Annotated in this window: 11 protein-coding genes; 2 read left to right on the top strand and 9 right to left on the bottom strand. The window is 71.5% G+C overall.

The features are described from left to right. Nucleotides 1-128 precede the first annotated feature (128 nt). Both U4Z64_RS24115 and U4Z64_RS24110 read left to right on the top strand, forming a co-directional pair. Entirely contained in the window at nucleotides 129-1199 is a 1071-nt protein-coding gene (locus U4Z64_RS24115; protein ID WP_321821289.1) for a type IV toxin-antitoxin system AbiEi family antitoxin, read from the top strand. Further along, nucleotides 1168-2073, top strand: coding sequence for a nucleotidyl transferase AbiEii/AbiGii toxin family protein (locus U4Z64_RS24110; RefSeq protein WP_321821288.1), 906 nt, complete (start codon nucleotides 1168-1170; stop codon nucleotides 2071-2073). Before U4Z64_RS24115 ends, U4Z64_RS24110 begins: the two co-directional genes overlap by 32 nt. Before the next feature lie 42 nt (nucleotides 2074-2115). Here U4Z64_RS24110 and U4Z64_RS24105 read toward each other — a convergent pair whose 3' ends face one another. From U4Z64_RS24105 to U4Z64_RS24065, 9 genes are all read right to left on the bottom strand, one after another. Then, complete coding sequence (locus U4Z64_RS24105) at nucleotides 2116-2538, bottom strand: PIN domain-containing protein (RefSeq protein WP_257773187.1); 423 nt, start codon at nucleotides 2536-2538, stop codon at nucleotides 2116-2118. Then, nucleotides 2535-2801: a type II toxin-antitoxin system VapB family antitoxin gene (gene vapB, locus U4Z64_RS24100; RefSeq protein WP_044843570.1), complete on the bottom strand. Its 267-nt coding sequence runs from the start codon at nucleotides 2799-2801 to the stop codon at nucleotides 2535-2537. The genes U4Z64_RS24105 and vapB overlap by 4 nt, the downstream gene beginning before the upstream one ends. A 285-nt stretch (nucleotides 2802-3086) precedes the next feature. Beyond that, complete coding sequence (locus U4Z64_RS24095) at nucleotides 3087-4103, bottom strand: GNAT family N-acetyltransferase (RefSeq protein ID WP_321821287.1); 1017 nt, start codon at nucleotides 4101-4103, stop codon at nucleotides 3087-3089. Continuing rightward, complete coding sequence (locus U4Z64_RS24090) at nucleotides 4103-4942, bottom strand: formyltransferase family protein (protein ID WP_321821286.1); 840 nt, start codon at nucleotides 4940-4942, stop codon at nucleotides 4103-4105. The genes U4Z64_RS24095 and U4Z64_RS24090 overlap by 1 nt, the downstream gene beginning before the upstream one ends. 86 nt (nucleotides 4943-5028) lie before the next feature. After that, on the bottom strand, nucleotides 5029-7293 hold the full coding sequence (locus U4Z64_RS24085) for a TonB-dependent siderophore receptor (RefSeq protein WP_321821285.1): 2265 nt from the start codon (nucleotides 7291-7293) through the stop codon (nucleotides 5029-5031). Nucleotides 7294-7339: 46 nt separating this feature from the next. Next, the gene (locus U4Z64_RS24080) at nucleotides 7340-8716 is read right to left on the bottom strand and encodes a lysine N(6)-hydroxylase/L-ornithine N(5)-oxygenase family protein (protein ID WP_321821284.1); all 1377 of its coding nucleotides are present in this window, start codon (nucleotides 8714-8716) and stop codon (nucleotides 7340-7342) included. A 34-nt stretch (nucleotides 8717-8750) separates the two neighbouring features. Next, nucleotides 8751-9776, bottom strand: a complete 1026-nt coding sequence (locus U4Z64_RS24075) for a GNAT family N-acetyltransferase (protein ID WP_321821283.1) — start codon at nucleotides 9774-9776, stop codon at nucleotides 8751-8753. Next, nucleotides 9766-14769 carry a non-ribosomal peptide synthetase gene (locus U4Z64_RS24070; RefSeq protein WP_321821282.1) on the bottom strand — a complete coding sequence of 1668 codons (5004 nt, stop codon included), beginning with the start codon at nucleotides 14767-14769 and terminating at the stop codon, nucleotides 9766-9768. The genes U4Z64_RS24075 and U4Z64_RS24070 overlap by 11 nt, the downstream gene beginning before the upstream one ends. A 9-nt stretch (nucleotides 14770-14778) precedes the next feature. Continuing rightward, nucleotides 14779-24465: a non-ribosomal peptide synthetase gene (locus tag U4Z64_RS24065; RefSeq protein WP_321821281.1), complete on the bottom strand. Its 9687-nt coding sequence runs from the start codon at nucleotides 24463-24465 to the stop codon at nucleotides 14779-14781. Nucleotides 24466-24699: the final 234 nt, after the last annotated feature.

The raw sequence follows: 24699 nt of genomic DNA, 5'->3' as shown, positions 1-24699 counted from the left end.
CGTTGAGTTCCGTTCGTCATTCCGGAATAATCCCGTCCCATCAAAGGGTTGAGCGTTCTTGTTCATTTTTTGACGGTTGTACATTTTTTGTGTACGCTGGCAGAAAAGTGAACAAGCGATCCACCCCGATGCCCGAGAACGCCACCCTGCCGATAGCGGAACAGCACGTGCTCGACGAAGCCTGCGCCGCGTTCGAACGCGCGACCCGGCGCTTCCGTGCGCGGCCTGTGCGCGTGCCGGCCGCCTATGACGCGCATGCCGACGCGATGATCCGTTTCGCCATTGCCGGGCAGGCCTTCGAGATGCCGGCGGCGGTGAGCGTCGGGGTCGAATCGGTGCAGGACGCACGCGCGGCGCTGCGCCGGCGCGGCGGCGCCCCGCTGCCCGGCGAGCGGCCGCTGATGCTGGTTGCGCCGTACGTATCGGTCGAGCTGGCCGCCCGCCTGACCGATCAAGGCATCCCGTTTCTCGACACGGCCGGCAATGCGTGCCTGATCCAGCCGGAAGCGACCGTGATGATTTCCGGCCGGCCGAAACCCGCCCGCACGCCGCGCCGGCAGGCATCGCGCGCGACGACGCCCAAGGGGCTGGCCGTGATGTTCGCGCTCGCGACGCAGCCGGGCCTCGTCGCGCAACCGTACCGGGCGATCGCTGCCGCGTCGGGCGTCGCGCTCGGCACGGTCAATCTCGCGATGGACGACCTGCTCGCGCGCGGCCTTGTCGCGCAGCGGCGCAACGGCGAACGGCTGATGCCCGACTGGCCGCGCTTCATGCAGGAATGGGTCGCGCTGTATCCGAGCCGCCTGCGCGCGAAACTGCCGGCCCGGCGGTTTGCCGCGCTCGCGCCCGACTGGTGGCGCGGCTTCGATTTCGCGGCATTCGACGCGCGGCTGGGCGGCGAACCCGCGGCCGACTTGCTGACGCACGACCTGAAGCCGGCCGCGATCACCGTCTATACGCATGGCGCCGTGTCGAACCGCCTGCTGCTCCAGGCACGCCTGCGCCCGGACGAGCGTGGCGACGTCGAGCTGCTCGAAGCCTTCTGGCCGCCGTCGCCGGCGCTCGACTGGCGCGAGCAGGACGTGCCGCTCGTGCCGCCGCTGCTGATCTACGCGGATCTCGTCTCGTCCGGGGACAGTCGCAATCTCGCCGCCGCCGAACACATCCATGACCGATACCTCGCCCGCCCGCCCGCTTGAAGTCGACGCGCGCCGGCCGCTCGAGCCGGCGGCGGTCGCGCTGCTGCAGGCGGTCCGCGCGGCCTGCGCGCAGCTCGACGCGGCATTCGTCGTCGCCGGTGCGACCGCGCGCGACATCCTGATGTGGCATGTCCACGGCATCCGCCCGGTGCGTGCGACGCGGGACGTCGACGTCGCGGTGTGCGCGGTGAGCTGGCCGTTTCACGAACGGCTCGTCGACGCGCTCGTCGCGACCGGGCGATTCGCGCGTGCGCCGAAGCATCAGCAGAAACTGCTGTTCGACAGCGGGACGCAAGGCTTTCGCACGGAACTCGATCTCGTGCCGTTCGGGCCGCTCGAAACGCCGCCCGGCGAAATCGCGTGGCCGCCTGGCGGCGATTTCGTGTTGAATGTGCTGGGCTTTCAGGAGGCGATTGATACGGCGCTGGTCGTGTCGATCGCGGCCGACGTCGCGGTGCCGGTGGCGAGCCTGCCGGCCCTTGCGCTGTTGAAGTTGCTCGCGTGGAAGGACCGGCGCGCGCGCCAGAACAGCGACGCGTACGACCTGTTGTTCCTGCTCACGCATTTCCACGACGCAGGCAATCGCGAGCGCATCTGGGACGTGGCGCCCGACCTGCTCGAGCAGCACGGTTTCCAGCCTGAGGTGGCGGCGGCTGCGCTGCTGGCGCGCGATGCGCAGCGGATTGCTTCGCCGCCGACGTACGATGCGATCCGCGCGCTGTTGTCCGACGAAGCAATCTACGCGACGCTCGGGCAGGATCTGCAGGCCCGCGCGTTCGCGCTGCTGCCGGGGGAATTCAGCGCGGACGCCGACCGGTATCTCGACGCGTTCCGCCGCGCCTTCCTCGCGGATCCGCCTGTTCCTCGCGCGTGACGTGCGACCGCGCGGGCGCCACGCCATCGCGCATTCACGACCTCAGGCCGAGGCCGCCCAGTCTTCGAGCGACAACCCCGCGACGCGGCCGAACTCGCGACGATTGTTCGTGACGAGCACGGCACCGGCCGCGATCGCGTGACCGGCGATCGACGCATCGTTTGCGCCGATCGGCGTGCCGCGCGCGGCGAGGTCGGCGCGAATCGCCGCCGTTGCATCGACCGCCGCGGTATCCCACGACAACACGCCGTCCAGCCGAGCGACAAAGGCCGTCACGAGTTCCGCATGCTTCGGCGATGCCTTTCTGCCGACCGCGCCGAACCGCATTTCCGCATAGGTAATCGCCGACACGACGATCCGGTGCTGCGCATTGACGCACGACTGCAGCCGGGACAACACCACCGGTGGGCGCTCGCGCATGATGAACGAACAGATGTTCGTATCGAGCATGTAGAGCGTGGTCACCGGCCCGACTCCGTCGGTGCGGCGTCATCGGCGCCGGACAAGTCGAAACGGCCGGATTCGACGACAGCCGGGCGCTCGACGAGGAAGTCGGCATCGGCCAGCGGTTCACTCGCGAGCGACAGCCACGTCGGCCGCACCGGCCGCAGCAGCAGCGTGTCGCCCTCGCGGCGGATCTCGAGTTCCGTCACCCCCTCGAATTCCATGTCCTTCGGGATGCGGATTGCCTGGTTACGGGCGTTCTTGAAAATGGAAACGGTGCGCATGAGCCACTCCAATGGAGTACGATGCGTCCATTCTAGGCATATGCTGGCATATGTCAATATCGGGCGGCGCGGATGCGGGATCGCGCCTGATGCTGTCGCGGGTGTGCTTGCCATGTCGTCACGACCTGTCTGCGATGAGGGAGCGACCATTCTTCCTCATGCCGCCCACCCGATCCATATCCCGAACGGCCGATGCGCGCCCCCTGCAAGCCGCGCGAAACGTCCACGCTTGCGAATCGACGTTTCGACGAATCGACGCCTCGACACTTCGCGCCCCCGTCCCCGTCACGGCAACCGGAAAGTGTCGAAGAATGTTTCGCGCTCCATCACGGTAAGCGCCGCGCGCTTGTGCGGGAAATCGAACTCCTTCAACGTATGGAACCCGAGCCGGTGCATGTACGCGATATGCCGCACGTGATCGACGCGCGGCTCGCCGACGAGCCGCTGCGTGCGCGGTTCGTCGACGAACATGTAGTGCAGCACCCCGCTCCACCATGCATGCAGCTTGCCCGCGCTCTGGAAGCGCGAGTCGCCGATCAGCAGGTGCAGCCCGCGATCGTAGTCGTGCGCGTCGTAGAACGGCGCGAGGCGGTCCTCCTTCGCCCAGTAGAACTCGAAATAGCCGAACGGCGTGTCGTCGAAATAGCCGATCATCGGATGCATGTGCGGATCGGCGAGCCGCTCCGCGAGATACGCGGCGTGCTCGTCGAGCGTGCCGCGCTGATCCCAGAAATGCGCGACGCGATCGAGGTTCATCCAGTCGCTGAACAGCTGCGCATGTGCAGCGATGTCGACGGTGCGCAGGCTGAACGTCATCCCGACCTGCGGCATGTAGCGCGCATAGATCTCGCCGGCCGGCGACGGAGGCCGCACCGGGTGCCGGTGGCCGTTCGTGATCGTGTAGCGCAGCGGCATCCCGCCCGACGCGGGGGCCTTCAGCCACGGCCGCGGGTTCTGCCAGAACGTCGCGCGCGATGCGGTGACGCGCAGCCGGTCGCCCGCGATCCGCGCGCCGTCGATCACGCCTTCGCGCACCGCGCGCGCGACGTACGACGCAACGGCCGCCGGATCGGCGCCGCCGAGCGGCACCGACACCGTCGCCGCGTCGTGCCGCGTGTCCGTGTTGAACAGCGCGACGAATTCCGCGAGCAGCGCCGCCGGCGGATCGCCGGGCCGCCACGCGTCGAGCGTGCGCTCGACGGCGGGCGGCTCCTGCCCGTGCGCGGCGCCGTCGAGTGCCGCGGCCACCTCGCCTTCGACCGCGTCTGCCGCGTTGGCCGGTTTCGTCAGCGTGTCTTCCATCACAGTGCTCCCGCGTCGTGGCGGTCGGCGAGGATGTGCAGCCCCCGCTCGAGCGCCGGAAACAGGCTGCGCTGGAAGTTGTTCCAGCGCAGTTCGAGAATCGTGTCGTCCGGCGCGATCGGCGTGTCGAGCACGTCGCAGATCACCTCGCCGGAATCGATGCCGTTGTCGACGTAGTGGAACGAGGCGCCCGTCATCGTCACCGGTTCGATGCGCGAGGTCGCGCCGCTCGCCCAGTCGACCCGTTCGCCGCGCGCGCCGTGCAGCGCGTCGAGCGTCGCCCACGCACCGCGCCGCTGGTACGGCGAAGCGTCGGCCGTAATGCCGGGATGGATGTTCGCGATGCGGCGGTGAAAGCGCGCGCCGGGACGCACGAGCTCGTCGAGGATCACGAGCAGCCCGTCGAGCACGACCACGTCGGCGTCGAGTTCGAGCAGGCGTTCGAGCAGGCGGCGCTCGAACGCCTGCTTGCCCGTCACGCGCTCGCGCGCGTCGCGCGGCAGCCGGCGGTACGTCGATGCAATCGTGCAGAACAGTTCGTCGACCGGCCGGCCCTGCACCGTCAGCCCGTCGGGCAGGATCCACGGGCGGCCCGGCGTGCGCGCGAAGCCGTAGTCGGCGACCTTCGCGCGGTCGGCCGGCGAGCCTGCGTCGTCGTCGACGATCACGCCCTTGAGCGCATAGCGTTCGCCGAGCGGCGAGTCGTTCAGGCGCTCGACGAGGAATTCGAGCGGCGCCTTCATGTAGCGCGTGCCGCCCCGGTAGGCGACCGGCTGGCCGGCGCGATCGGCCGCGCCGTTGCGCAGCGACTGGATGTAGACGAGATTTTTCTTCGGCATGGAGGCGTCGTGGAAAAAACGGACGACGGCGCCGCGGCCCGCCCGCGCCGGCCCGAAGGCCGGCCGGGGCGCCGCCGCGCGCGGCGTCACCAGTTGTATTTCGCGGTGGCGAGCACCGTGCGGTCGGTCCCGAAAATGCAGACGCTCGTCGACTGGCAACCGCTGATGTAGTGGCGGTTGAACAGGTTCGTCCCGTTCACGGCGAAGCGCCAGTTGCGCGTGTCGTAGTGCACACCCGCGTCGAACAGCGTGTAGCTCGCGACCGTCAGCGAGTTGTCGGCCGCACCGGCCGACGCGCTCTGGTAACGCACGCCGCCGCCCAGGCCGAAGCCCGTGAGCGGCCCCGTGTGCCACGTCCAGTCGGCCCACAGCGACGCCATCTGGCGCGGTCGCGGAATGTCGACCGGCCAGTTGTTCAGCGATGCGTCGTTCGCCTTCACGTTCTTCACGTCCTGGTAGACGTAGGACGCGATCAGCGACAGGTTGCGCGTGAGCTTGCCGGTCGCGTTCAGCTCGATCCCGCGCGAGCGCACTTCGCCCGTCTGGACCGACGTCGTGCCGGACGGATCGAGATTGAGCGGCGTCGACGTGAGCACGTTGGTCTGGTTGATCTGGTAGATCGCCGCGCTCAGCATCAGGTTCTTGCCGGGCGGCTGCCAGCGCAGGCCGGCCTCGATCTGCTTGCCGCGGGTCGGCTGCGGCAGGCCGCCGCCGTACAGGTTCACGCCGATCAGCGGGTTGAACGACGTCGCGTAGCTGACGTACGGCGACAGCCCGTAGTCGCCCTGGTAGGTGAGGCCCACGCGGCCGGTGAACGCGCTGATGTCGGCCTTCGACTGCGTGCCGCCCTCGCGGTCGTCCATCCGCTGGTTGACCCAGTCCTCGCGGCCGCCGAGCGTCAGCGTCCAGCGGTTCCACTTGACCTGGTCCTGCACGTACAGCCCGAACGTGTTCATCGTCGTGTACGTGTTGGTGCGGTACGTGGTGTTCGGCGGCGAGAACACGGACAGCGTGACGGGCGTGTAGACCGGGTTGTAGATGTTCAGCGTCGGCGCGGCGGCCAGCCATTCGCTGTCGGTCGCGGTCTGCCGGTTGTACTGGAAGCCGAGCAGCAGCGTGTGCTCGAGCGGCCCCGTGCCGAAGCGGCCCTGCAGGTTGTTGTCGATGTCGAAGCGGCTGTAGTTCGTCTGGAACACGCCGGCCCAGCGGTTGATGTCGGTCAGGCTGCCGTCCGCGAAGCCCGCGCCGAACACCGAGCCGTTGTCGAGCGACAGGTGCATCCAGCGCACGTTCTGGCGGAACGTCCACGTCGAATTCAGATTCCGCTCGAACTGGTAGCCGAGCGACCACTGCTTCTTGCGGTAGTAGTTGAAATCCGGATCGCCGCCGTAGACGTCCTTGTCGAGCTGCCCGTTCGGGTTCGGCAGCACCGTGCCTTGCGCCGGCAGGAAGTTCGACGAGATGTCGCCCCAGTCCTGCAGGTACGTGGCGGACAGCGTCAGCGACGTGTCCGCGTCCGGACGCCAGCGGAACGACGGCGCGAGCGCAACGCGCTGGTCGTTGTTCGGGCCGGTCAGCGCGTTGCCGTCGCGCGCGACGCCGACGAACCGGTACGCATACTTGCCGTCCGCATCGAGCTTGTCGCCGACGTCGATCATGAACTGCTTGCGCGCATAGTTGCCGAACTGCACGCCGGCTTCGCGCACGCGTTCGCCGTCGGCCGTCTTGGTCTGCACGTCGATGATCGCGCCCGGGTCGCCGGCGCCGTACAGCACCGACGTCGGCCCGCGCAGCACGGTGATGCTGTCGATCATGTACGGATCGACGCGCCAGCTCGACAGGTTCAGCGTGTTCGGCACCTGCAGGCCGTTCACGTACGCGGTCGGCGTGAAGCCGCGCAGCGCCGCGTACCAGTCGGAACGGTTGTCCGAGCCGTACGACGAGAAACCCGGCACGTAGCGCAGCGCCGCGTTCACGTCGGTCGCGCCGGTCATCTCGATCTGCTGCGCGGTGACGATGTTGATCGTCTGCGGGATTTCGTTGATCGACGTATCGGTCTTGGTGCCGGTCCGGCTGCGCTTCGCGACGAGCCCGACCGTGCCGTCGCCTTGCGAGCCCGCGTTGACGTTGATCGCCGGCAGCGTGCCGGTCGTCGGGCCATTCTGCGCGCCGGTCGACGTGCTTGCCGCCGCACTGGCCGCCGCACCATTCTGCGCACTGCCGGCCGACACCGCGGCACCTGCGTTCACGGCCGGCGCCGTCTGGGCGTATGCATGCCCTGCCGCCATCCCGAACGCCACGCTCGCCGCGGCTGCGATCGCACGCACACGCGTGCCTGTTGCCCACTCCATCTTTCTCTGCTCCACTTTTTTGATGCGGTCTCCGACCGCGCCTTTGTCAAAGAGCGAAAGCCATGCGGCCCGCGCTCGCCCCGTTTTGGTGTCGTTGTTCATGCAGCGCCCGGACCGCCCCGTCGTCATGGCCGGGCGCGATCCCTTCTTCGAGCGACGCGCAGATCTCGTCCGCACGACGCGCGAGGACCGACAGCAGCGTGTCGGACAGGCCGTGGCTGTCTTCGCAGCAGCCTTGCAGGTAGATGCGCGGCGCGAAGTGCTCGGGCGTCGCGAGCAGGTAGTCGCGCGTGACGTCGCCGCGCGTGAGCGCATCGCCCAGGTGCGGCGCGAGTCCTTCGAGCAGCGCCGAATGCGTGTCGCGCCGGTAGCCGGTCGCCAGCACCAGCGCGTCGAAGCGTTCGACGTGCGTCGCGCCGCTCATCCGGTCGCGCAGCGTCAGCTCGATGCGGCCGTCGGCGGTGCGCACCGCGGCCTCGATCGCGCTGTTCGCGCGCAGCGCGTGACGCGGCGTGCCGTCGATGCGCTGCAGATACAGCATTTCGTAGATCTGCTCGATCAGCGGCCGGTCGACCACCGCGTAGTTGGTGTCGCGATAGCGCTCGAGCAGCGCGCGGCGCGCGTCGTGCGGCTGCGCGTAGACGACGTCGGTGAACGCGGGGCTGAAGATCTCGTTGACGAACGGGCTGTCGTCGGCCGGTTTCAGTGCGCCCGCGCGCATCACGAGGCTCGCGTCGACGTGCGGGAAGCGGCGCGCGAGGTCGATGAACACCTCGGCCGCGCTCTGCCCCGCGCCGATCACCGCGACGCGACGACGCTCGCCGTCCGGCGACGCGACCAGCCGGTCGATGGCGGTCAGGTAGGACGACGAATGGATCACGCGGTCGCGGCCGAGCGCGGCGAACGCGTCCGGCACCGCCGGCGTGCCGCCGACGCCGACCGACAGCGCACGCGTCACGCGCTGGCGTTCGCGGCCGGCCGCATCGCGCGACAACACGCGCAGCGCATCGACGCGCGCGCCGTCGCCGTGAACGGGCTCGATCGCCGTGACGGTTTCGCTGTAGTGGACGTGCTCGTCGAACGCGTCGGCGACCCAGCTCAGGTAGTCGTGGAATTCGACGCGGGTCGGATAGAAGTTCTTCAGGTTGACGAATTCGTTCAGCCGGCCGCGTTCGAACAGATAGTTGATGAACGTGTAGCGGCTCTTCGGATCGCGCATCGTGACGAGATCCTTCAGAAACGAGATCTGCATCCGGCAGTCGTCGAGCAGCATGCCGCGGTGCCAGCCGAATTCCGGCTGGCGTTCGACGAAGCAATGCACGAACGGACGCGTGCCGCGGCGTTCCGCGAGGCGCACGGCCAGCGCCAGGTTCGACGGCCCGAAGCCGACGCCGATCAGGTCGAATACGGTTTCTCTCTGCATGTCTCTCAGCTCCCTTGTCGGTGAAACCGGCTCGTCAGACGTGACGGCCGGAGAAGAAGGTCTCGCGCAGCGTGCGCATCCACAGCGGCTGCCCGCCGGCGAGCGCCAGGCGGCGCTGCCGCGCGAAGCCATGCCGCGCGAGGGTATCGACGACCCGCGCGCGGCCGGCCGGGACCGCGCAGCCGACCGCTTCGGTGCGCGGGTCGTCGAGAAACAGGTAATGCACGACGGACGGCAGCCAGCCCGCCACGCAATGCGGGCCGCGCCAGCGCGATGCGCCGACCAGCATCCGCAGCCCGCGGTCGTAGTCGCGCGCGCCGACGTGCGGCGCGAGCGGGTCTTCCTTCAGCCAGTACGCCTCGACGTACGCGAACGGTTCGCCGTCGAAGCAGCCGACGAGCGGGCTCACGTGCGGATCGGCATCGGGCGCCGTGCCGTGCGCGCCGGGCTGCGCGCCCGGCCAGCCGTCGCGCACGCGCGGCTCGTCGAACCAGTGCGCAAGGCGCGCGGCATCCTCGCCCGGCTGCCAGCCGCGCAGCGTGAAGCGCACGCCGAGCGCCGGCAGGTCGCGCGCATACACGTCGCCGCGCGGCGCGGGCGGCCGGCGCGGATGACGCCGGCCGTCGGTCAGCATCGGCAGCGTCGCGCACGGCAGATGCGCGCCGACGCGCCACAGATCGGCCTGCTGGGCCCAGCCCTCGCGCATGCACCGGCCGCCGTCGGCCAGCACGCCGCTCGCGCGCAGCGCATCGAGCGCGACCGCCGGCCATGCGGCCGGGTCGAGCCGGATCGCCGCGTGGCGCGCGCTGTCCGAAAACGCCGCGGCGAGCGCGGCCAGCAGCGCGCGGCGCTGGTCGGCCGGCGCCGCACGGTGGTTGTAGGCGACGAGGCGCAGCGCGCCGTCGTCGCCGAGTTGCGCACGCAGCAACTGCGCGCCGATGCCGTCGCCCTGTGCGACGCGGATCTCCGTGCCGTCGCGCACCGCGAACAAGCCGTCCGCGAACGCGAGGCGGTACGTATCGAGCATCGTGAATCCGTCCGGGCGCACTTCAGCCAGCATCGCGCACCTCCAGCCGCGTGTGCGCCGCTGCGTCGAGATGCGTGCCGAGCGCCGCGAGCGTCGGCGCCGCGAACACGTCGGCCACCGTCAGCGCGTGCCCGGCGCGGCTCGCCGCATCGACGAACCGCACGACGTCGAACGACGTCGCGCCGGCCTCGAACAGATCGGCATCGGGCGCGGGCGCGGCCGTCGCGAACGTGTCCGACCACAGCGCGGCGAGCGCGGCAGCCGTGGTCGGCGCGCGCGATGACGCCGTCGCATGGTTCGCGTTGCCGGCCGGTGCGATCGCGACCGCTGCCCGCGCGGCGAACAGCGCATCGGGCACGCCGAGCGGCGCTTGCGCCGCACCGGCGAAACGCGCGACTTCGTCGTGGTAAAGATCGACGAGCGCATCGACGAAGCGGCCGTCGAGCAGTTCGTCCGCATAGGAGAACGCGGCGCTCACGCGGCCGTCCGGATGCTCGACGACGTCCAGCTCCAGCGTGAACACGACGCGATGACGCACGTCGTCGAAGCCGGCGAGCGACAGGCCGGCCCAGTCGCGTGCGGCCGCGCCGGTCGGACGCAGGTAGTTGAACATCACCTGGAACAGCGGATTGGCCCGCGCGGCACGCGGCGCGCGCAGCGCCGCGACGACGTCGGCGAACGGCACGTCCGCATGCGCATACGCGGCGAGCGCCGTGTCGCGCACCTGGGCGAGCACGTCCGCGCGGCGGGCCGTGGAATCGAGCCGCGTGCGTACGACCACCGAATTGATGAAGAGACCGAGCGCGTCGCGTGCGGCTTCACCCGTGAGTTCGCGCGTCGATGCCAGCACGCCGACCGGCTGGTCGGCCGCGCCGGTCACGCGGAACAGCGCGGTATTGAGCGCCGCATGCAGCAGCATCGGCAACGTCGCGTGCGACGCCGACGCGGCATCGCGCGCGGCACGGATCAGCGACGCGTCGAACTCGAACGCGATGCGCGCCGCACGCCATTGCGGCACGGCCGGCGCGTCGGCGCGCTGCGGCAGCATGGGCGGCGGCAGGTCGGCCAGCGTGTCGCGCCAGTACGCGACGCGGGCCGGCTGGCACGGCGCGGGCAGCACGAGCGGCGTGTTTTCTGGCGTTGTTGTCGTCGTCGAAGAGGCCCGGGCCGCTTCGCCGCGCACGAGCGCGACATAGCGCGCGCGCACCGCGTCGAGCCACAGCTCGATCGATTCGCCGTCCGACACGATGTGATGGATCGTCACCGACAGCACGTGATCGTCCGCGCCGAGCCGCAGCACGCGGGCGCGCCACAGCGGCGCGTCGGCCGCGAGATCGAACGGCGCGAGCGCATCGGCGCCGGTCAGCGCCGCCGCGCGCGCGAGCGCGTCGGGCTGCGCGGACAAGTCGACGACCGGCAGCGCGACGCTCGCCGCGGCGTCGATCCGCTGGCCCGGCAGCATGCCGTCGCGCGCGACGAGCCGCGTGCGCAGCGCCGGATGCGCGGCCGCGACCGCCGAAAACGCCGCGCGCAGCGCATCGACGTCGAGCGGGCCGCGCACGCGCAGCGCGACCGGAATGTTGTATGCGGCGCTGTCCGGCTGCGCGCGCCACAGGAACCACAGGCCGAGTTGCGCGGGCGACAGCGGCCACACGCCGTGCGCATCGGGCTTCACCATCGCGACGCCCGGCGCCGCGGCGCCGGCGTGCGCGGCGCGCGGCGCATCGGCCACCTGGCGCGCGTATTGCGCGAGCACCGGCGCTTCGAACAGCGCGCGCACCGGCACGTCGCGGCCGAGCCGCTCGGCAACGCGCGTCGCGACGCGCACCGCCGCCAGCGAATGGCCGCCGAGTTCGAAGAAGTGATCGCCGCGGCCGACGCGCTCGACGTTCAGCACGTCGCGCCAGATCGCCGCGAGCGCCGTTTCGTCGCCGTCGTGCGGCGCCTCGTAGGCACGTTCGACGCGCACCGGCGCCGGCAGCCGCGCCCGATCGACCTTGCTGTTCGCGTTGCGCGGCAGCGCGTCGAGCACGATCAGCTGCGCGGGCACCATGTAGTCGGGCAGCGTGCGGCGCAGATGTGCGTCGAGCGTCGCGGCCTCCACCGGTTGCGCGGCCGCCTGCGCGTCGGCGGTCAGTTCGACGTACGCGACGAGCTGCGCCTGCGCGCCCTGCCCGTGCACGACCGCGCACGCTTCGCGCACCGCGTCGTGCGCGGCCAGTTGCGCCTCGATCTCGCCGAGTTCGATGCGCAGCCCGCGCAGCTTCACCTGGTGATCGACGCGGCCGATGAAGTCGAATACGCCGTCCGCGCGCCGCCGCACGAGGTCGCCCGTGCGATACAGGCGTGCGCCCGGCGCGCCGTACGGATCGGGCACGAAGCGCTCGGCCGTCAGCGCGGGACGGTCGAGATAGCCGCGCGCGACGCCGATCCCCTCGCCGCCGAGGTACAGCTCGCCGATCACGCCGACCGGCAGCGGATGCAGCCGCGCGTCGAGCACGTGCGCGGTGCGCGCGCCGACCAGCGTGCCGATCGGCAGGTACGCGGCGTCGCCGAGCGTCGCGAGATCGTCGCCGGGACGGAACATCCACAGCGTCGGCGTGATCACGGTTTCGGTCGGGCCGTAGCCGTTGACCACGCGTACTTTCGGCATCGCGCGGCGCAACATCGCGAAGGCTTCGCGCGACGTCGCCTCGCCGCCGACGGTCAGCGAGCGCAGCGTCGGCGGCGCGCCATGCACGAGCGCCCATTCGGCAAGCTGTGCGGCGCAGCCGGGCGGCACGTAGGTCATCGTCACGCCGTCGCGAATCATCATCGCGCAGGTCTGCGCGGGCGGCCACAGCACGTCGGCCGTCACCGACACGGCGGCGCCCGACAGGTACTGCGAAAACCAGCCTTCGTGCGCGCCGTCGAAGTTGACCGACTGGAACAGCAGGAACACGTCGTGCTCGCCCGCGCCGTAGCGCTCGGCGATCGCCACGCAATGCCGCGCGAACGCCGCGTGATCGACGATCACGCCCTTCGGCTTGCCGGTCGAGCCGGACGTGTAGATCGCGTACGCCGCATGGCCGGGCAGCACGTCCGGCAGCGCGACGTCCGCGGCTTCGTCGAGCGCGTCGACTTCGTCCGCGCGCCAGACGCGCAGCGCCGGCAGCTCGGGCAGCGAGGCGGCGCTCGCGGCGTCGGTCAGCACGTGCGCGATGCCCGCGTCGCCGACGATCTGCGCGAGCCGTTCGCGCGGATGCGCCGGATCGAGCGGCACGAACGCGGCGCCCGACTTCAGCACCGCGATCAGCGCGACCAGCAGGTCGACCGAGCGCTGCAGCGCGACGCCGACGCGCATCTCGGGCCGCACGCCGGCCGCGACGAGATTGCGTGCGATGCGGGCCGCGCGCGCGTCGACCTCGCCGCGCGTCAGCGCGCGATCGATGTCGGCGACACCGCGTGCGTCGGGCCGTGCGTGCGCGTGCGCTGCGATCCGCGCGTGCACCGGCACGAACGGTTCGGCTTCGGCCGCGCCCGCCGGTGCGTTCCACGCGAAGAGTTGCGCGAGTTCGTCGGCCGGCAGCCAGTCGAGATCGCCGATCGGCATGTCGGGGCGCGCGAGCGCATCGCCGAGCAGCGTGACGAAGCGCGCGGCCAGCCGCGCGATCGCGTCGCCGTCGAACAGGTCGAGCGCGTAGATGAATGCGGCGTCGAACGTGCCGTCGGGCGTCGCCTCGACGGCAAGCGTCAGGTCGAATTTCGCGGAAGGCGTGCCGGACGGCAGCAAGGTTGCCGATGCCGCGCCCAGCGCCGGCAGCGCGCGGCGCTCGCCGTATGCGGCCATCACCTGGAACAGCGGATGGTGGCTGGCGCTACGCGGCACGCCGAGCGCGTCGACGACCTGCTCGAACGGCACGTCCTGATGCATCTGCGCATCGACGAGCGCGCGCTGCGTGCGCGCGACCAGCGACGCGAAATCGCCGTGCGCGGGCACGTCGACATCGATCGCGAGCGTGTTGACGAAAAAGCCGATCAGGCCGGCCGTTTCCGCGCGCTCGCGGTTCGCGGCCGGCACGCCGACGCAGATCCGCGCATCGCCGGTCGCGCGCGCGAGCAGCGCGTCGAGCGCCGCGAGCAGCACCGCGAACGGCGTCGCGCCCGACGCGGCCGCGAACGCGCGCAGCCGCGCGCCGGTGTGTGCGTCGAGGGAAAACACGTGACGCGCACCGCGTGCGCTGCGGCGCGCCGGCCGCGCTGCGGCACCGGGCAGCGTCAGCACGCCGCGTTGCGGGTCGAGGCGCTCGCGCCAGAACGCCAGCTGCCGATCGCGCTCGCCGGCATCGAGCCAGCGGCGTTGCCACAGCGCATAGTCCGCATACTGGATCGGCAGCGGCGCGAGCGGCACCGGCGCGCCCGACGCATACGCGCGATAGAACGCCGCGAGCTCGAACCGCATCACGTCCGACGACCAGCCGTCCGACACGATGTGGTGAACGGTCAGCGCGAGCCAGTGATGCGTCGCGTCGAGACGGATCAGGTGTGCGCGCATGAGCGGCGCCGCGCCGAGATCGAACGCGGCGGCTTCGTCGGCGGTCGCGATGCTTTCGGCGCGTGCCATGCGCTGCGCGTCGGGCAGCGCTTCGAGACCGGTCTCGCGCCACGGGCAGCGCAGCGGCGGATGGATCGTCTGCGCGACGCCGTCCTCCGCTTCGTCGAAGGTCGTGCGCAGCGCTTCATGGCGCGCGATCAGCGCATCGCACGCGAGCCGCAGCGCGTGCGCGTCGAGCGGGCCTGTCAGCGCGAGCCGCTCGGTGATGTGATACGCGTCCGGCGCGTCGATCAGCCGCGCGTGCAGCCACAGCCGCGTCTGCGCGAACGATGCCGGCACACGGTCGCCGCGCGGCGTGCGCGGAGGGATCGGCAGCATGCGAAAGTCGATGCCGGCCGCGCCGAGCTTGTCGATGAACACCGCGCGCTGCGCGTCGGGCAATTGCGCGAAACGCGTCGCGAGTGCGAGCCAGTCGGGTTGCATCCTCGTCATCCGTCGTCCTTATTGGGTTTCCAGTTCGCCGAGCAGCGCGTCGATCGCGCTCGCCGCGTCGGTCGCGCCGCGTGCCGCGCAGGCCGCATCGATCGCGTCCGCGCAGCGTGCGAGCGTGCGGGTGTCGAACAGCGTGCGCAGCGGCAGCGCGAGGCCCCAGTGCAGGTTCGCCTGCGCATGGGCTTGCGTCGCGAGCAGCGAGTGGCCGCCGAGCAGGAAGAAATCGTCGTCGCGGCCGATCGCGTCGACGTGCAGCACGCGTTGCCAGATCGCCGCGAGCGCGCGCTCCGTGTCGGTCGCGAGTTCGCTGGCCGCGGCCGCCTCGCGCACCGGTGCGGGCAACGCATGGCGGTCGCACTTGCCGTTCGGCGTGACCGGCAGCGCGTCGAGTTCGATCAATTGCGACGGCACCATGTAGGCCGGCAACTGCGCGCGCAGCGAATCCAGCAGGGCCGCACGGTCGAGCGGCCCCGCGTCGCCGCGTGCGACATAGCCGATCAGCTGCTCGTCGCGCACGATCACGACCGCGTCGTGCACGCCCGGCGCCGTGCGCAGCAGCGCCTCGATTTCGCCCGGCTCGATCCGCTGGCCGCGCAGCTTCACCTGCGTGTCGACGCGGCCGAGGTAGTCGAGCGCGCCGTCGGCGCGACGCCGTGCGAGGTCGCCGGTGCGATACATGCGCGCGCCCGGCACGAACGGATCGGGCACGAAACGCTCGGCGGTCAGCCCCGGGCGGCCGAGATAGCCGCGCGCGAGCCCCGCGCCGGCCAGATACAGTTCGCCGGTCGCGCCGGCCGGCACCGGCTGCCAGGCCTCGTCGAGCACGTGCAACTGCAGGTTCGCGATCGGATGGCCGATCGGCACCGCGAATGCGTTGGCGTCGTCGGGGCCGCAGGTCCAGTGCGACACGTCGATCGCGGCTTCCGTCGGCCCGTACAGGTTCACGAGCGTCGCGTTCGGCACGAGCCGCGCGACCTTCGCGACGAGTTCCGGCGCGAGCGCCTCGCCGCTCGCGACGATCAGGCGCACGCTGTCGCATTGCGCGGCGGCCTGGAAATCGTCGAGATACGCGGCGAACGCGGCCAGCATCGACGGCACGAAGTGCAGCACCGTCACGCCGTGCGCATGGATCGCGGCCGCGAGGCGAGCCGGATCGCGGTGGTCGCCGGGCGCGGCGATCGCGAGCTTCGCGCCGGTCGCGAGCGGCCACGCGAATTCCCACACCGACACGTCGAAGCCGAACGGCGTCTTGTGCAGCACGACGTCGTCGCGCGTGAGCCGGTACGCGTGCTGCATCCACGCGATCCGGTTCGCGAGCGCGCCGTGCGAGTTGCCGGCGCCCTTCGGCTTGCCGGTCGAGCCGGACGTGTAGATCAGGTATGCGAGCTGGGCGGCGTCGATGTCGGTCGCGATCTCGGCGGCATCGCCCGCTTCGCCGTGCTCGCCGCCATCGTTCGCGTCATCGGCGAGCAGATCGGCGACCGTCAGCAACTGCGTCGTCGCGTCGTCGCCGAGCGCGGCCTCGACTCGTGCGCGCAGATGGGCCTGCGTGATCGCGACCGCGGGCCGCGCGTCGCGCAGCAGGTACGCGATGCGCTCGGCCGGATAGTCGGGGTCGACCGGCAGGTACGCGGCGCCTGCCTTCAGCACGCCGACGAGCGCCGTCACCATGTCGAACGAACGCTCGACGCACAGCGCGACCGGCGTGTCGGGCCGCACGCCGCGCCGGCGCAAGGCGGCGGCGACGCGCGTCGTGTTCCGGTCGAGTTCGCGATAGGTCGCGCGTTGCAGGTGGCCCTGGGCATCCGTGTATTCGAGTGCGATCGCATCGGGCGTTGCGCGTGCGGCGTCCGCGAATTGCAGATGCAGCGGTTGCCGCTGCGCGTCCGGCCAGCTCCGTGCGGTGTCTTGCGCGCTGGCCAGCGCGTCGCGCGTCGCGTCGTCGGCGATCGACAGCGTGCCGAGCAGCGCGTCGGGCGTGCGGGCCAGAGCATCGAGCGCGCACGCGAACGCGCGGTGCCAGGTCTCGACCTGGTGCGCATCGACGCGCGCGGTGTCGTAGCCGTAGTCGATCGTCAGCTCGGCGCCGCTTTCGATCACGAGCGTCAGCGCGAAATCGGTCGACTCGATGCTGCGCACGCCGCGCAGCGCGAGCGCACGCGGATCGGCATCGCGCGCCGTGTCGTCGACCGGGTAGTTCTCGAACACGACCAGCGTGTCGAACAGCGCGCCGCCGGCGCCGCGCGCCCAGCGCTGGATGTCGGCGAGCGGCGTATGCGCATGCTCGGCGGCCGCCGCGTTCTCGCGCTGCAATCCTTGCAGCCAGTCGGCCGCGCGTTGTTGCGGCGCGGGCGCCGTGATCACCGGCAGCGTGTTGATGAAGAGGCCGAGCACCGTATCGACGTCCGCGAGCGCATCGGGACGGCCCGCGACGGTCGCGCCGAACGCGACGGCCGGCTGGTGCGTCATGCGCTGCAGCGCGAGCGCCCACGCGCCCTGCACCAGCGTGTTGACGGTCAGCTTCAGCGCGCGCGCCGTGTGCGCGATACGCGTCGTCGCAGCCGCGTCGATCGTCGCGCGCCACGTGACCATCTCGGCGTCCGCGCGGTCGGCCACACGCTCGGCGATCAGCGTCGGCGCGTCGAGGCGCGCGAGCCGCCGGGTCCAGAAACGCTCATCGGCGTCGCGGTCGCGCGTGCCGAGCCACGCGATGAAGTCGCGATAGCGCAGCGCCGGGCGGCTCGCGAACGGCGACACCGCATCGGGGTCGCGATAGTCGCGCAGCACGTCCGCGAGCAGGCGCGCGGTGCTCCAGCCGTCGAGCAGCACATGGTGGCGCGTCCACACGACGCGCCACGCATCGTCCGTTACGCGGATCAGCGTGAGCCGCATCAGCGGCGGCTCGCGCCAATCGAAGCCGCGTGCGCGATCGACCGCGAGCCACGCGTCGAAGTCGGCGTCGAGCGTGTCGCCGCGCGTACGCCAGTCGAGTTGCTCGACCGGCATCCGCGCATGGCGATGCACGCATTGCAGCGGTGCGGCCTCGTCGGGCATCACGCTGGTGCGCAGGATGTCGTGACGTGCGACCGAGGCGGCGAACGCGGCCGCGAGCCGGTCGGCATCGAGCGCCGTCGCGGTCGCGACGAGCTGGTTCACGTAGCTCGCGTGACCGGGCGCGAACAGCGCATGGAACAGGATCCCCTGCTGCATCGGCGACAGCGGATACACGTCGTCGATCGTGCGCCAGTCGAGCGGCGCGCGCTCGATCGCGGCCTGCGTGAGGCCGGCGGCCTGCGCGAGCGGGAAGTCGCCTGGCGTCGCGCCGCCGCCGCGATGCGCGACACGCGATGCGCATGCGTCGGCGAGTTCGCGCAGTGCGGCCGCATAGCGTTCCGCGAGCGCATCGATCGTCGCGCGCTCGAACTGCGGCGCGCCGTACACCCAGTGAACCTTCAGTGTGCGTGCGCCGTCGCGGTCGGTATCGAGGTACGCATGGATCGCGAGCGTGTTGCCGAGCGGCCCTTGCGGATCGCGCTCGATGCCGGTGCCGCCGAAGCGCGGCACGAGCGTCGCGTCGCGCGGTGCGTCGAACTGGCCGAGATAGTTGAACGTGACGCGCGGACGCGGCACGGCGGCCAGCGCCGCCCGCGTCGCCGCGTCGCCGTAATGCGCGAGCACGCCGAAGCCGAGCCCCTTGTGCGGCACCGCGCGCAGCGTGTCCTTGACCGCGCACAGCGTGTCGCGCGCGGTGGCTTCGACCGGCAGCGTGACCGGATAGTGGCTCGTCAGCCAGCCGATCGTGCGGCTCGCGTCCGCATCGTCGAACAGCGCCTCGCGGCCATGCCCTTCGAGTTCGACGCGGCACGACGCGGCGCCGTCGGCACCGGCAAGCGCCAGCGCGAGCGCCGCGCCCAGCAGTTCGATCGTCTGCGTGCGATACGCGGCGTGCGCGTCGGTCAGCGCGGCACGGGTCAATGCCGCATCGATCGTCTGCACGACGACGGCTGCGTCGGCGTTCGTCGCCGGCGCGTCGGGATGATCGGGCACCAGGTCGTCGCCCTGTGCCATGCCGGCCCAGTAAGCCGCTTCAGCGGCGAACGGCGACGCCGGCTCCGTCGCGGCACGCGCGAGGCGCGCGGCCCACGCATCCGCGCGCAGGCCCGGCTGCGACAGGCGAACCGGCGTGCGCTCGCATGCGGCGCGATACGCGGCGTCGAGGTCGTCGAGCAGGATGCGCCACGACACGCCGTCGACGATCGCGTGGTGAATCGCCAGATACAGCCGCGTCGCGCCGTCCGGCAGCCGCGCCGTGCATGCGCACGCGAGCGGCCCGCGGCCGAGGTCGAGGCGGCGCTGCAACGCATCGAAGCGCGCCAATGCATCGGCTTCGTCGCGCGCGGCGACTTCGACGAACGGCAGCGCGTCGTACGGTTTCGGCGCATCGCTCGCGTGCCACTTGCCGTCCGCACCACGCGCGAAGCGCTGGCGGAATGCGTCGTGATGGGTGAGCAACGTATCGAATGCACGCGCGAATGCGTCGGCGTCGAACGGACCGCGCACGTCGAACGCGACGGACTGGTTCCAGTGGCCCGGATGCGGCACGTCGAGCGCGAAAAAGTGCTGCTGTGCAGGCGTCAGGACCGCTGCGGAAACCGTTGCGGACCGAGCCGGCGCGGTCGATGTCGTTGCGGCGGCAACGTCCTCGAACTTCGCGATGCGCGCGAGTTCGGCGACCGTCGGGCCGTCGAACAGCTGCTTCGGCGTGAAGCGCACGCCGCGCTTGCGGGCACGTGCGATCACCTGCAGCACTAGAATCGAATCGCCGCCGAGTTCGAAGAAATTGTCGTCGCGGCCGACGTGCGGCGCCTTCAGCACCGCTTGCCAGACTTCGGCGAGCGCCGTTTCGACGGGCCCCTGCGGCGCATCGCCGGCGGCCACCGCCATCGGCGATGCGGCCAGCTCACGCAGCGCCGCGCGATCGAGCTTGCCGTTCGCGGTCACCGGCAGGCTCGCGAGCGCGACGAACTGCGCGGGCACCATGTAGTCGGGCAACGTCGCGCCGAGCGCCGCGCGTACCGCCGCTTCGTCGAATGCCGCGCCGTCGCGCATCACGACGAACGTGGCGAGCCGCAGGCGGGCGTCGTGCTCGATCGCGAGCGTTTCGGCCTGCGCGATCGGGCCGGCCGCGCGTACCGCCGCGCTCACCTCGCCCGGCTCGACGCGATAGCCGCGAATCTTCACCTGGTCGTCGATGCGGCCGAGGAACGCGAGACGGCCGTCCGCGCGCAGGCGCACGCGGTCGCCGGTTCGATACAGGCGCGCACCGGCCGCGAACGGATCGGGCACGAAGCGCTCGGCGGTCTGCGCGGGCCGGTTCAGGTAGCCGCGCGCCACGCCCGGCCCGCCGAGATACAGTTCGCCCGCCGCGCCGGCCGGCACGCACGCGCCGAACGCGTCGAGCACCAGCGCGCGCGCATTCGGCAGCGGGCCGCCGAGCGGCACGCCGCTCGCGGGATCGCGCGCATCGGCGGCGATCGACGCGGTGTCGCACGCGATCGCGCCGACGGTCGCCTCGGTCGGCCCGTAATGGTTGATCACGCGGCAGGCCGGCGCGAGCGCGGCGATTCGCGCGACGAGCGCCCACGTCAGCGTTTCGCCGCCGGTCACGAGCGCATGGCGCGGCAGCACGTCGGCCGGCACGCGCGCGTCGAGCAGCGCCTGCAGGTGGCTCGGCACGATCTTCAGCACGCCGACGTCGCGGCGGCGCATCTCGTCGGCGAACAGGTCCGGATCGAACGCGCACGCGGCCGGCAGCAGGTGCAGTGTGCGGCCCGCGCACAGCGCGCCGAACAGCGTCGTGTGGCCGAGGTCGGCGGCAACCGTCGACACCATCGCGAACGACGCGTCCGGTGCGAACGCGAGTTCGTCGAGCATCCCCTGCACGTAGTCGGCCAGTGCGCCGTGCGACACGACGACACCCTTCGGCGTGCCGGTCGAACCCGACGTATAGATCAGGTACGCGCCCTGTTCCGGATGCGGCGCGACGCGGATGCCGGCCGCATGCGCGAGCGTCGCGTCCTGCGCGAGCGTGTCGACGTCGAGCGGCTGTGCGGCGCTGCCGGCCGGCCACGCGGCCCCGTCCGGCTGCTGCGCGACGAGCGCCCAGCGCGCGCCGCAATCGGCGGCCGCGGCCACGAGGCGCGCGGCCGGCTGGGCCGGGTCGAGCAGCACGGCCAGCGCGCCGGCCTTCAGTGCGCCGAGCAGGCCGACGACGAAGCGGGCCGAGCGCTCGATGCAGACGATGACGGGTGCTTCGGCCGTCGCGCCGCGCAGTTTCAGCGCATGTGCGATACGGTTCGACGCATCGTCGAGTTCGGCGAACGTCAGCGACGCCGACGCATCGGCGAGTGCGACGCGATGCGGATACGCGGCGGCCTGCCGCGCGAACGCGGCGACGATGTCGGCGTGTTCGATCTGCAACGCACGGCCGTCGCGCGGCTGGCGCGATGCCGGCGACGCATCGCACGGCAGCGCGGCCGTCGCGCGGTGCGGTTCATGTGCGGCGGACGCGACGAGCGCCGCATAGCTGTCGAGCCATGCGCGCGCGGTGTCGGCCTCGATGCAGTCGGTCGCATAGGCGGCGACGAGTTCGATCCCGTGCGCGTCGTCGGTGAAATCCAGTGCGAAGTCGAAGCGCGCGGCGAGATCGGGCCCCGGCGTCGCAACGGCGGTCGCGCCCGGCAGCACGCTGTCGTGCCGCGCGTCGAACTGCTGCGCGAATTTCACGCGCAGCCATTCGTCGCCGCGCCTGACGGGCGGTTTCACCGCATCGACGACGCGCTCGAACGGCACGTCCTGGTGCGCGACCGCATCGAGTGCCGCCGTACGCGCCGCGTCGACCAGCGCGCGGAACGGCAGCGTCGGCGCCACCTGCACGCGCAGCGCGACCGTGTTCAGGAACAGGCCGAGCAGCGCGCGGGTTTCCGGCCGCTGCCGATGCGCGACCGGCACCGCGACGACCACGTCGGTCTCGCCGGTCAGGCGCGACAGCCATGCGTCGAGCGCGGCCAGCAGTACCGTGAAGACCGTGGCCTGCGCGTCGCGCGCGAGACGCCGGACGTCGGCCGCAACCGCGTCGGGCAGGCGAACCGACACGCGTGCGCCCTGCAGCGTGCGCGTCCCACCCGGCTTCCGATCGACCGGCAGCGCGAGCGGGCCCGGCACGTCGCGCAAGGCGCCGCGCCAGTAATCGAGCTGGCGCTCGCCTTCGCCGCCGGCGAGCATGTCGCGCTGCCAGTCCGCATAGTCGGCGTACTGGATCGGCAGTGGCGGCAACGACGGTTCGCGCCCTTCCGCATACGCACGGTACGCGGCCGACAATTCGTCGAATGCGCAGCGCGAGCTCCAGCCGTCGGTGATCGCGTGGTGCGCAGTCAGCAGCAGCCGGTGGCGATCGTCGGCGAGCACGACGAGCGTCGCGCGCAGCAGCGGCCCGTTCGACAGATCGAACGGTGCGCCCGCGTCGCGCTCGGCGATACGCGCGGCTTGCGCGTCGCGAGCGGCCGGCGGCTGGTCGCGCAAGTCGAGCGTCGCGATCGTAACCGGCAGACGGGCATGGATGCGCTGCATCACGATGCCGTCGTCGTTGTCGACGAGTGTCGTGCGCCACGCGTCGTGCCGCCCGATCACGTGATCGAGCGCACGCTGCAGCGCAGCGCGGTCGAGCGCGCCGTCGATCGTCCAGTGCGCGGCGATGTGATACGCGGCGCTGGCATCGCGCGTTTGCGCGAGCACCCAGAAGCGTTGCTGTGCGAGCGATGCGGCACGATCGACATGCGGGGCACCCGATGCGGCGGCTTCGGCCGGTGCACGGCGTGCGGCAATCGCGGCCAGCGGCTCGCCCGTTTCGCGCTCCGCGCGATCGACGCGCGCGGCCAGCTCGGCCAGTGCCGGATCGGCGAACAGCGTGTCGAGCCGCAGGTTCACGCGCAACGCGGCGCGGATCGCGGCCTGCAGTTGCATCGCGGCGAGCGAATCGGCGCCCAGCGCGAAGAAGCGATCGTCGCGCGACGGCGTCGCGTCGAGGCCGAGCAGCGTCTGCCAGAAGCCGGCGATCTGCGCTTCGGTCGGCGTGCGCGGCGCGGCGCCGGCGGGTGCTTCGGCGTCGCGCGCGGCCGCGCTGCGCTCGCGCAGCGCGGCACGGTCGAGCTTGCCGTTCAGCGTGTACGGCAGCGCATCGCAGCGCACGAAGCGGTGCGGCTGCCACGCGGCGGGCAATTGCGCGCCCACGTGCGCCTTCAGCGCCGCGTCGTCGGCGGCCGCGCGCAGCGCGACGCACGCGATCAGCCGCGTCGGCCCGTTGCCGGTTTCGGCGATCACGGCCGCGTCGGCCACTGCCGGATGCGTGCGCAGGCACGCGGCGATTTCCGCGGGCTCCACACGCACGCCGCGCACCTGGACCTGATCGTCGAGGCGGCCGAGATAATCGAACGCACCGTCGGCGCGCAGGCGCGCGAGGTCGCCGGTACGGTACACGCGGGCACCGGGTTCGCCGTGCGCATCGGGAATGAAGCGTTCGGCGGTCAGCGCCGGGCGGCCGTGATAGCCGCGCGCGAGACACACGCCGCCGAGCAGCAGCTCGCCGCCCTCGCCCGCTTCACTCGACTCGCCGCCCTCGTCGCCGTCGATGCGCGCGACACGCGGGCCGATCGCGCGCCCGATCGGCAGCGACGCATACGCATCGTCCGCTGCCAGCGCGGGCATTTCACCCGGCTCGACCGGCCACAGCATCGGCGAGATCACGGCTTCGGTCGGCCCGTAGCCGTTGATCAGGCGTACCGACGGGAACGTGCGGCGCACGAATTCGAATGCCTGTTGCGGCAGCGCTTCGCCGCCGAACGCGAGCACGCGCAAGGCCGGCGGCACGCCGTCGCGCGCGGCGACGGCCGCGAATTCGCGCAGGTAGGCCGGCGGGAACGCGGCGACGCTGACCGCTTCGCGCACCATCAGCGCATGCGCGGCGTCCGGCGCGAACGGTTGCGGCGGCGCGATCGTCACGCTCGCGCCAACCGCGAGCGGCGCGAGCCAGCATTCGTGCGCGGCATCGAAATTGACCGACGCGAAATGCAGCAGGCGGTCGCCGCCCGCGATCGGCAGCGCGGCCGCGAGCGCATCGCAATGCGCGGCGAGCGGCCCGTGCTCGACGACCACCGCCTTCGGCGTGCCGGTCGAGCCCGACGTATAGATCATGTAGGCGGCCGAGCGCGGATGAACGGGCACGTCCTCGTCGTCGACGCCGGCGGCGGCCTCCGCGGAGCTTGCGTCGAATGCGTGTTCGAACGACGCGCGGCCGGCCGCATCGACGACGCCGTGCCGCAGTTGCGCATCGCGGACGATCCAGTCGAGGCGCGCGGCCGGATGACGCGGATCGAGCGGCACGAATACGCCGCCCGCCTTCAGCACGGCGAGCAGCGCGACGAACAGCTCGCACGAGCGCTCGACGCAGACACCCACCCGCACTTCCGCGCCGACACCGGCCGCGCGCAGTTGGCGGGCAAGGTGCGACGCACGCGCGTCGAGCGCGCCGCGCGACAGGCGCAGGTCGTTCTGAAAAGGCGCGGCGAGCGCGGGCGCGTCGGGCGCGCGGCGCGCCAGTTCGCGGATTCGGTGATGCAACGCAGTCGGGAAACTCGTCATGTGCGTGAAGTCCTTCGGTCCGGCCGCTTCGGCCAAGTCTCGGGGCCGCATGGGGCGGCTTCACTGGTGTGACGAACGGCGCGGCCGATTTTTTACCGTTTTGCGCGCAAAGCCGGCACGGATGCATTTTTTGAAGGCAGGGCTAAATATTTGCGCGGCCCGTTCGTCTATCAGGGAGGAAAGTCGCAACCGGGCCCGCCCCGCGCGCCGCTTTCGCATCAGTCTTGCCGTTTC

It is taken from the genome of Burkholderia sp. BCC1996 (genome assembly GCF_905339955.1).
GTDB lineage: Bacteria > Pseudomonadota > Gammaproteobacteria > Burkholderiales > Burkholderiaceae > Burkholderia.
Note: the sequence above shows the minus strand (reverse complement) of the source record. Positions and strands in the feature narration are given on the sequence as shown.